The organism is Dokdonia ponticola, from assembly GCF_042653865.1.
Classification (GTDB): Bacteria; Bacteroidota; Bacteroidia; order Flavobacteriales; family Flavobacteriaceae; genus Dokdonia; species Dokdonia ponticola.
On the sequence record NZ_JBHSFV010000017.1, the window covers coordinates 65,130 to 75,956 of the forward strand.

8 protein-coding genes and 1 pseudogene are annotated in these 10,827 nt (G+C 37.7%); 2 read left to right on the plus strand and 7 right to left on the minus strand.

Features of this window, described 5'->3' with window-relative positions; genetic code table 11:
* Positions 1 to 79: 79 nt before the first annotated feature.
* From prmA to ACFO3O_RS20575, 7 genes are all read right to left on the minus strand, one after another.
* Positions 80 to 946, minus strand: a complete 867-nt coding sequence (gene prmA / locus ACFO3O_RS20545) for a 50S ribosomal protein L11 methyltransferase (RefSeq protein ID WP_379982382.1) — start codon at positions 944 to 946, stop codon at positions 80 to 82.
* Positions 943 to 2,550, minus strand: a complete 1,608-nt coding sequence (locus tag ACFO3O_RS20550; RefSeq protein WP_379982384.1) for a S8 family peptidase — start codon at positions 2,548 to 2,550, stop codon at positions 943 to 945. The genes prmA and ACFO3O_RS20550 overlap by 4 nt, the downstream gene beginning before the upstream one ends.
* A 4-nt stretch (positions 2,551 to 2,554) precedes the next feature.
* Positions 2,555 to 3,073 (minus strand): hypothetical protein, encoded by a 519-nt coding sequence (locus ACFO3O_RS20555; RefSeq protein WP_379982386.1) that lies wholly within the window; start codon positions 3,071 to 3,073, stop codon positions 2,555 to 2,557.
* 196 nt (positions 3,074 to 3,269) lie between these two features.
* The gene (gene tpiA, locus ACFO3O_RS20560) at positions 3,270 to 4,022 is read right to left on the minus strand and encodes a triose-phosphate isomerase (protein ID WP_379982388.1); all 753 of its coding nucleotides are present in this window, start codon (positions 4,020 to 4,022) and stop codon (positions 3,270 to 3,272) included.
* Between the two features lie 197 nt (positions 4,023 to 4,219).
* Positions 4,220 to 5,296 (minus strand): ABC transporter permease, encoded by a 1,077-nt coding sequence (locus ACFO3O_RS20565; RefSeq protein WP_379982390.1) that lies wholly within the window; start codon positions 5,294 to 5,296, stop codon positions 4,220 to 4,222.
* The gene (locus ACFO3O_RS20570; RefSeq protein WP_379982392.1) at positions 5,293 to 7,032 is read right to left on the minus strand and encodes a BT_3928 family protein; all 1,740 of its coding nucleotides are present in this window, start codon (positions 7,030 to 7,032) and stop codon (positions 5,293 to 5,295) included. Before ACFO3O_RS20570 ends, ACFO3O_RS20565 begins: the two co-directional genes overlap by 4 nt.
* A 56-nt stretch (positions 7,033 to 7,088) precedes the next feature.
* The gene (locus ACFO3O_RS20575) at positions 7,089 to 7,625 is read right to left on the minus strand and encodes a DUF1599 domain-containing protein (protein WP_379982394.1); all 537 of its coding nucleotides are present in this window, start codon (positions 7,623 to 7,625) and stop codon (positions 7,089 to 7,091) included.
* 131 nt (positions 7,626 to 7,756) lie between these two features.
* Between ACFO3O_RS20575 and folP the strand changes: the two genes are divergently transcribed.
* Positions 7,757 to 8,578 (plus strand): dihydropteroate synthase, encoded by an 822-nt coding sequence (gene folP, locus ACFO3O_RS20580; RefSeq protein WP_379982396.1) that lies wholly within the window; start codon positions 7,757 to 7,759, stop codon positions 8,576 to 8,578.
* A gap of 137 nt (positions 8,579 to 8,715) precedes the next feature.
* A pseudogene (locus ACFO3O_RS20585) lies at positions 8,716 to 10,827 on the plus strand (T9SS type B sorting domain-containing protein); the annotation flags it as partial.

Genomic DNA, 10,827 nt, shown 5'->3' on the forward strand with positions numbered 1-10,827 from the left:
AGGAGTGTACATTTTAAATAGAAATTTACAAAATTTATCGATTACTACTTAAAAATGGTAGCAAATTATAACATAAAATTTAGGACACTCGTTTTTCAAACTTACAAGCAACCCAATTATTACGCTCATAATTACCAACGAAGTAAAGCCCATTTTCATTGCATTTTTCAGTAATTAGTGAGATGTCTTCTGTATAAAAACCGCTTAATAATAAAATGCCATCAACAGGAAGACAGTTGGCATAGATTGGGATATCCTGTAGTAAAATATTTCTATTAATATTAGCGATAATCAGATCGTATTTTTTATCTGCAAGTACTGAAGCATCGCTCTCAAGAACTGTTATATGTTTACAGTTATTTCGCTCTACATTTTCTAGAGAGTTCAGGTAGCACCAATTATCAATATCAATCGCATCTATGGGGTATGCGCCTTTCATCTCTGCAAGAATGGCTAGGACTCCCGTGCCACAGCCCATATCCAATGTTTTCTTACCAGTAACATCTAGTTTAAGGAGATGCTTGATCATCATATGTGTGGTCTCGTGATGTCCTGTTCCAAATGACATTTTAGGCTCAATCACAATATCATATTCAACAGCTGTTTTTTTATGAAAAGGAGCTCTTACCGCGCAACGCCCGTCTACTTCAATCGGATCAAAGTTTTTCTCCCATTCCTCATTCCAGTTCACTTGCTCAATTTCTTCAGCGGTGTAGGAGATTTCAAACTCGTCAGATTGTAAAATCTGAATATCATTGAGCAGACTGCCAAAATCTATAGGCGTATTATTTGGAAAAGCCTCTTCTTTTTGGATGTATGCGATCACCCCTGTTTCTGTTTCTGTAAAACTTTCAAAACCAGCATAGCCTAGCTCAGCGATCAAAATTTCGGTGGCAGGGGCAACTGGTTCTACGGTAAACGTATAGCCTAAATATATGGGTGTCATTCTTTAATGTCTTTGCAGTTATACGAAGCTTCTGGATCAATTTTTAATAAGATCTCACCATTTTCGTTAGGCAAAAATACAGTTTCATTTTCAATTAGAATTTCATTTTTTGCAGTAAAATTGACAGCTGCATTATCTGTGAATTTTTGGTTTCTGATTTTTAGTTTATAAGGGGCCTCCAATCTAAATTTCCACCGACTAAAATGTTGGTTTTCGATGAGTGTATATGCTTCAGGTTGTAGCATGTCATAACTCATTTTAACAGCACGACCTGTATGCAAACTACCTGCCCCATACATTCCTTTAAAAGGGGTATTCGCTTTTATAGCATCTATATTGGTCGCACTTAATTTAATCATGCTATTGATCTCATCTACAGAAAGACATGGGTTTATAGAAAACATCAGTCCTATAGTTCCCGTAACAAGAGGCGCAGCAGGAGAGGTTTTTTCGACACTATTGTATAAAATATCTCCCGTTTCTTTAAAAGCTCCATACCTAAAAATAAAAGTTCCAGGCGCAAGAATATCTACATAAGGATCTAAATTATTTGTAGAAGCTTGAAAGATATACTGTTCGCCCTTAATATCATTTCCTTTAAATCCCACAGCACGTCCTACATAGTTTTTTAAGCCAATCGCATAGGGGTTCCCTTTATTATTGATGTGCATGGTTTGTGAAGGTTCGTCAAATCTATGTTGCACGCTACTTACCGAAATCACATGTTCATAGGCTCCTGGATAGCGAGGTATTTTTCCTTGAGTGACCTTAAAGGAGGCATTATGAGGTACCGAGACAATAACAGTTCCATTATCTCTCATTTCATTTATGGCTTCTTGGGCAGTTTCATAGTAGCGTGTACTACCCCAACTACAATTAATTACTTTGGCACCCGCTCTTGATAATTCTAGTAATTGGTTCAAGTATTTAAAATCTCCGTAGGTAGTTGTATAAATACTACATTCAGGGCACACCCCTACAACACCATACCCGTTGTTGCCACGAGCGGCAGCGGTAGTCGCAACACTTATGCCGTGTCCTTTTGAATACGAGCTTTTTTTAAACATAGTCACCCGACCTTTAAAGTCAGGATCTTCTGGATCAACCCATCCATCTGAAATGCCAATAATCACCTCTTTACTTCCTTGGGTATAATACCAAGCTTCTGGAACTCCTAAAAAATCGAGATAATCTAAGTTTACTTGTAATCCTTTGTTTTCTCCTAGGGTACTTGTAATTCCATAATCGTTAGGCTCATATATTTTAAGGGTTTCTGGGAGTAGGCTTTCGCCAAATTCAAAAATGTCAGACACCTCTTCCAATAAGGATTTTTGGAAGTTAGGAGTGTCTGCAATCACAAAATAGGTGCGTTTTAATTTATCACGGTCAGCATATTTAAACCCTTTTCTAAATACTTTAACATGGTGTTTTTCAAAAAGGGATGCCAATTTTTGATGATTTCCTGTGTAGGAGACTATAGAATCTTTAGTGGTAACAGGAATGTCTATTTCATCTACAGATCGAATATAAAAACGGTCTTCTTGTGCCCATAAAGCGGTACATCCTAAAAAGTAAAAAAGGAGATAGTATATATATCTTTTCAACAGACTATCCTTTTAATGATTCTTGAATCTGTGCGAGTTGCAACTGAAGCGCATGGTATTGCTCTTGCAATTTTTCAACCTGGTGGTCTTTTTCAATAAGATGTAAGGTGAGTTCTTCTATTTTTTTGAGAAGGAGGGTGTTTATCTGTCCTACATCGATTCCATTTTCTAAAACCTCGGCTGTCGACGGAACCTCTGGTAAATGTCCATGGGTGTTGATGTAGTTTTCTATTTCGCGTAAGCGTACCAAATCATACCCCTCTACAAAGACATAATCGGCCCATTTTTTAAGATCTATTTTTACAGATCTTGCATGAATCTGTCCATTGACTTCCAGCTTGTCTGTTGGATTTTTTTTGCCAATTCCTACATTACCGTTTGGAGCAATGAAAACATTGCTGGTAATATCTTGATTTTTAAGAAGGGTGACAGAACCATCAACATTTGTAGTCGTCACTTGCTGCGCTTGGCAGGAAAGAGCCGTAGTGGCGAATAGGAAAAGGAATAAATAAAGAACTTTCATAGTATGTTGTTATACAACTAAGGTATAAAAATACTATGAAAGTTGTTAGAGAAACTCCATTTTGAGAAGTCTGCAAGACATGCTCAATAGTGTAAGTTGAACTAATCCCGCTTTTTCAGCGGGATCTAGATTTGATATTTTACCCTTTGATTAATACTTAAATTTCTTTCTTCTATCTAATTCAAAATGCTCTTTTTTAGAAAGCGTTTACGATAGCAAAAAAGTCATCTGCGTTAAGTGCGGCACCTCCAATAAGACCACCGTCTACATCAGGTTTTGAGAAGATTTCTTTGGCATTGCCTGGTTTTACAGAACCGCCATATAAAATAGATACTTGGTCTGCGGTGGCTTCATCATAAGAAGCGCTTACCGTTTTACGTATAAAGGCATGCATTTCTTGTGCTTGCTCAGGTGAAGCTGTTTCTCCAGTTCCTATTGCCCATACAGGCTCATAGGCAAGAACGACATTCGACCACTGTGCAGCAGTAAGATGAAAAATAGCATTTTTCAGTTGGCTTTCTACGACCTCAAAATGCTTTCCATTTTTGCGATCTTCTAGCTCTTCTCCAAAGCAAAAAATAACCGTCATTCCATGAGCAAGTGCGGTATTTACTTTTTGAGCGAGAAGTTCATCACTTTCGTGAAAGTAGGCTCTGCGCTCACTATGTCCTAAAATCACAGTATCAATACCGATGCTTTGAATCATACCCGCCGAAATCTCACCTGTGTACGCACCGCTTTCTGCTTGGTGCATGTTTTGTGCAGCTACTTGGATAGGGCTATCTTGTAGCATGGTGACTGAGGCTTGAAGGTTGATGGCTGTAGGCGCTACGATTACGTGCGCATCTCCTGTGTTTTTTTTATCTTTCAAAGAAGCCAATAAAGCTTGCGTTTCAGGAAGGGTTTTATTCATTTTCCAGTTTCCTGCGACAATGTGTTTTCTAGACATAGATTTTTTTTTAATGAATCACAAAAATATCAATAAGATTGATACCTTACCTATAAAATGCCATAAGAACGTTGTAATATGAATTATAATTGTGAATGTTTCAATCAGACAAACATCCCTTTATTGATATGTGAATAAAAAAGCGCTTTTGCTTTTCTCATTGCATAAAATGCAATGGTACTCGCTAGATTAAGAGATTATGACAAACGTATTTTTGGGTCTAACCATCCATAGATAAGATCTACAAAGATGTTGATCACTACAAATAATGTAGCAATCACAAGTACCGCACCCATAATGATCGGGAGATCTAAGGTATTAAGTGCATCTACAATTTCTTTACCTAATCCGTTCCACCCAAAAATGTACTCTACAAACACCGCTCCTGCTAGCATAGACGCAAACCAACCTGATACAGCTGTTACTACGGGGTTGAGTGCATTTTTCAACGCATGTTTTTTGATGATTTGATAGGGGGGTAAGCCTTTTGCTTTAGCGGTGCGTATGTACTCTTGATTGTATACTTCTAGTAAGGAGTTACGCATTAATTGGATGACGACAGCGAGCGGTCGTATTCCTAAAACAAGCGCCGGGAGGATCAGGTTTTTCCATTGGATAGTGATGTTTTCTCCAAAATCATCCATGGCATACAGGCTTCCGGTCATGTTCAAGTTTGTGTACTCATGTAATACAAATCCAAAGAGCCATGCAAAAAGAATAGCACTAAAAAAACTCGGAACGCTCATGCCTAACGTACTTATAATTTGGATGGTTTTGTCCACCCAAGTATCTCGCATTTGTGCAGAGATAATCCCGAAAAAGATTCCTAAAATAATAGCAATAGTAATCGCACTTACAGCGAGCACAAAGGTATTGGGTAAGGTTTCGCCAATCACATCTGTAACCCGTTTTCCTGTTTTTTGAAAACTCTCTCTTAAATACGGAGATTTTATGGCAACTGTTGTTTTGGCGATAGTGACTAAAGCAGTAGCATGGTACTTTCCAGGGGTTAAGTAGGTGTAATTGTTGGGTTCACTTGCGTGAAAAGAAATAGGAGAGAGGTCGTTGAGGTAATATAGGTATTGCTTAAAAATGGGTTGATCAAAACCATATTTGGCTCGTACAATTGCTAACTGTTCTGGATCTTCATTTTGATCGAGCATCATACGGGCAGGATCACCAGGTAATACATTAAACAAGAAAAAGATCACGGTCACTACTCCAATAAGTGTTCCTATAGCATACCCTATCTTTTTTATGATGTATGAAATCATGGAGTTTGTTGAATAGATGCAATTCGTAAGGCTTCGGCTTCTTCTAGGCTGAGGTTTTTAAATTTAAAATCTTCTCCAAATAGATCTTTCGCGTACGCTTCAATGGTCGTATCAAAACCAGCCTCTTTTCTACGTTTATTCACTTCTTCAGGATTTTCTATGGGCCATATAAAAGGAGTCCCATTGTTATAGGTCATTCCTTGAGTGCCATAAATTTGAGGTTTTCCTTCTCCCATCAGGTATCTATCTTCCATCATGGCGACGAGTCTAAAAGGAAGTTCACCAGCTTTTCCTGCTTTTTTCATCAAATCAAGATATTCTGGGATTTTATTAGAATGTTGGATCACATACCAAGCAGCCGTGTTGGTGGGCGTACCTACCAAAGTTTTACCAGGATACCCTCTTGTATTTAAAATAGATTCTATTTTTCTCAGATTACTGGTGTCTAGTGCTATCTGGCGTTCCCATAAATTTCCTGAGTAATCTTCAACCCCAAGTCCCATAGATTCACCTAAGGCTTTTCGGTCGGGGCCTTCGGGTACTTGCATCAGTTTACGATACTTCTGATCTAATACGGCAATACTGTCTAATTGAAATTTCAAACTAAAATCCAAATAAGGTTGTGCGCTAGGTAATGTGTTTAAAATAAGATCATCTGCATCATTGTAATGTAATTTTTGAAGAATTGTTCCCTTATCTAAACTCACGATCCCAGGACTAGCACGTACAATGGTTTTTAACGTAGTCTCATCTGTGTAATAAAACTCAAAAGGTAATTTATAATCTCTTACAAACTTTTCGTGCACCGAAGGACTTGAGGAGGTAAGACCAATTACGGTATATCCCTTACGAATAGCTTCTTCGGCGATTTTTTTTATGTTAGTATATCCTTCTCGCTCTGTTTTGTCAATGTTGTAGGCTACAATAATAATAAGGTTTTCTTTTTCCATAAATGTCGTGGTAAAATTATCGTCTCCTTTTTCTATGGTAAAATCATGCACAGGCGGGATATATCCTTCTTGTATTTGTTCTGTTTCATAACTTATATATTCGCCTTCTACTTGAGGGTATCCGCCAGAAGTTGTAATGACTTTCTCTTCTCCATTTACATTAAATTTCCAGTGATACTCAAAAATAGCTTCGGGAGCTCCTTCTGGAATTTTCATGTTCTCGGCAATATTAGATCCCACTTTATACGCTCTAAAGTCGAGCCATGGTAAATGCATCAAGACATAATACCCAAAACACATGCAAGCAGTAAAAGATAGAAACATGACACTGTTTTGCACAATAGTATTTTTAACAATAGGTTGGATGTGTTTTTGAAATGCAAACAAGAATAAAATGAGTACTAAAAGTATGAGGTCTTTTATAAATGATTCCCAAGGAACTAATGGAATAGCATCACCAAAACAACCACAGTCAGTGACTTTGTTGAAGTAAGCCGAGTAAAAGGTGAGAAATGTAAAAAACAAAATCATAGCCAACAGCAACCATAGTGTCACTTTTTTACGATATCCAATAAGTAAGGCGATTCCTAATAATACTTCTACAATCACTAAGATGATAGAAATCAGTAACGCATAGGGAGACAAGAATTCTAGGTTTAATACCTCAGGGGCAAAATATTCCTGAAGTTTGTATGAAAAACCAAGCGGATCATTCAGTTTTATAAATCCACTAAAAATAAAGAGGGCGCCAACTAAAAAGCGTGCAATGTGTACAAGTGTTTTCATTTTTTAGTCTGTTGTTATACGCTTTCGCGAAAGCGAACTATTGCTTACTATTATTTTTATGCTTCTAAATGGATCAATGCAAATACGGCATAATTGATCATGTCTTGATAGTTGGCATCAATTCCTTCTGAAACTAAGGTCTTCCCTTTATTGTCTTCTATTTGTTTGACCCGTAATAGTTTTTGAAGAATAAGGTCTGTAAGCGAACTCACCCTCATATCTCTCCACGCTTCTCCATAGTCATGGTTTTTGTCTTCCATGAGGGATTTTGTAAGGGCTACTTTTTGGTCATAGGCTTTGATCGCTTCTTCTAGGTTGAGGTCAGGTTGCTCCACAACGCCTAATTCTAATTGTATCAATGCCATTACCGAATAATTGATAATACCAATAAACTCAGAGACTTGTCCTTCATCTACTTTTTGAACCTCGTTTTGCTGTAATCCACGGATGCGTTGTGCTTTAATAAATATTTGATCGGTAAGAGACGGAAGTCGTAAGATTCGCCACGCACTTCCGTAATCTTTCATTTTATTGATGTAAAGGTTTCGACATTTTGTAATGACGTTGTCGTATTGTGTGGAAGTCGTACTCATAAACGGATCTAGAATTTGCGTAAATTTCGCTTAAAATTCGTAATATAAAAAATGGGGTTGTAAGTTTGTTTAAAACCAGTACTTTTTATCTTGTGGTAGCTTTTAGTAAAAGTACGTATTGTGTGCGATATATGTATATAAATTGTAAAGGAACCCTTATTGATTTGTCAACACCCAAAGTGATGGGGATTGTCAATCTCACACCAGATTCTTTTTATGATGGTGGGAAATATAAAGAGCTAGCAGCTGTGGTTTCGCAAGTGGGGATGATGTTAGAAGAAGGGGCTACATTTATAGATATGGGGGCGTATAGCTCTCGTCCTGACGCTACAGATATTTCAACACAAGAAGAAGAGCGTCGTTTGATTCCTATTATTGAAGAGATCGTAAAACAATTTCCTGAAATCCTCATTTCTGTAGATACGTTTAGGTCAGCGGTTGCTCAAAAAGCGATACAGGCTGGTGCATGTATGGTCAATGATATAAGTGCAGGGCAATTGGATAAGGACATGATGAAAGTAGTGGGGGAGTTGCAAGTTCCTTATTTGATGATGCATATGAAGGGGACACCACAAACCATGAAGCATTTGACTACGTATGAAGATCTGTTAAAAGAGATTTGTTTTTATTTTAGTGAACGATTAGCGCTTGCTAGAACTCATAAGATTAATGATCTTATTATGGATCCAGGTTTTGGATTTGCAAAGACGATAGTACAAAATTACACGCTGCTTAGAGAACTTGATTTTTTTAAACACTTGGACGTGCCTATACTCGCAGGGTTATCTCGTAAATCAATGATTTATAAAACCCTAAATGGTACTGCGACTACAGCTTTAAATGGCACTACAGCGTTGAATATGATTGCTTTAAGGAATGGTGCTAACATTTTAAGGGTGCATGATGTAAAAGAAGCCGTAGAGTGCGTTCAATTACATAAAGCGCTTCTTTAATTGTGTCTCCATTTGCTTTAAGTATTTTAAAGGATGTATACCAATTCTCTTTTTTAAACGTTAGGGAGTACAAAGCGGTGATATTTTAACAGAATTTTGACAAAAAATCCCTATTTTTCGCCCACACAAACCTATTTATGATGAAAATCCTACGCAAAGCCCTTATTTTAATTTGTTTTATTCTTGGTTTTACTAGTTATGGACAAAATTTAGGAGGTCCAACCTGCGCAGATGCAGTTCCTTTTTGTACAGCAGAGCTTAATCAGCCTTTTGATAACTGTTTTAATGGAAATCCGAATCCAGACTGTGCCTCATCTGGAGAGACAGGTCCTGACTATACCTGTTTAGGTTCTACTCCCTTTCCAACATGGTATTTCTTGCAGATTGAAACAGCAGGAGATTTAAACTTTACGATTTTTCAAAACACAGATATTGCAGATGATGGTACTTTAAATGGTACCCCACTTGATGTTGATTTTACACTTTGGGGGCCATTTAGTGATACCAATGTATGTGGTAATCTTACAGCAGCCAATACGGTAGATTGTAGCTTTTCTGGAGCTGCTGTTGAAACTGCGAATATCCCTAATGCACAAGTTGGAGAAATATATGTGTTTTTAATTACAAATTTTGCGCAACAGCAAGGAGAAATTTTTATAGATCAGGCAGATAATGACACTGGCGCAACAGATTGTTCTATTGTAGATCCAGCATTAGGGCCAGATATTGATGTCTGTGAAGGTACAGTGGTCACATTAGATGCAACAGATCCTACAGCGGCAAATTATACGTGGACATTTGATGACGGTACAGGTCCTGTTCCAATTCCAGGTACAGATGGTATGCCTATGATTGATGTTACTCAATCGGGTGTCTATGAAGTAACCATTACCACGTTTGATGGAGATATGGGAACAGATGATATTATAGTAACCTTTTTTGAAATACCTGTTCCAGTAGCTCCTCCAACACAGCAAATCTGTGATGATGCATCCAACGATGGTGTTGAAGATTTTAATTTAGAAATTTTAGAGCCAACCATCCTTAATGGAGCTGATCCAATGATGTTTTCTGTTACTTTTCACCTGTCTCAAGCAGATGCTGATACAAATACAGCAGCCATTACTGGAACCAATCCTTATAACTCAGCAGATGATACGATCTTTGTAAGAGTTGAAAACGACGGTCTTACAGATTGTTTTGCGACGGTTCAATTTGATTTGGATGTCGTTGATCGTCCTGCGCCTATTGACCCAGGGCCATTTATTGTCTGTGATAATGCAACTGATGGTAGTGATACTAATGGGTTTACTTTCTTTAATTTAGCTTCTCTCAACGGGACTATATTTGGAGCGCAAGATCCAACGCTTTTTACATTAACATACCACATAGATGCGAATGATGCGCTTTTAGACCAAAACCCACTTCCTCTTAATTTTGAAAATACGGATGTAGGAGGACAAACGATTTTTGCACGACTAGAGAATGATGCCTTTGCTGATTGTTTTACTGCCATTCCCATTGTTTTGGAAGTAGCGCCTTTGCCAGTGATTATCGATCCTGCTCCGCTATTAACTCAGTGTGATGATGATACCGATGGGTTTTCAGTTTTCAACCTAACCGAAGCAGAGTCATTGATCTCTTCCGATGCTGCTAACGAAACATTCCAATATTTTGATTCTCTCGGCAATCCTATTACTGACCCTATTGCCTATACCAATAGCACTGTAAATAATGAAACGCTAGATGTTCTTGTCACCACCGTAAACGGATGTTCACGTCCTGCACAGTTATTATTAGAGGTAGATACTTCTCAAATCCCTGCTAATTTTTCTGTTGATTTTTCTGAATGTGACACCGACAGTGATGGAGTTGCTATTTTTGATTTTACCACGGCCACCCCTCAGATCTTGGCTTTGTTCCCTCCCGGACAATTACTCACGGTGACGTATTATGAAACATTACAAGAAGCATTAACAGAGGTAAATGCGATTACAGATATCTCAAATTATGCTAATAATTTAGCCTTTACTGATGTTAATGGTCTTCAAGGAATTTATGTTCGTGTAGATGGTGATACGGCCAACGATTGTGTGGGTCTAGGAATTCATGTACAACTCAGGGTACTTCCTAATCCAGTATTAAATACAGATGTTTCTGATTTTATAGAATGTAGTGATGATGCTGATTTTGGTATTTTTGATTTAACCTCAAAAGACATCGAGATCACGGGTGGAAATCCAGATTAT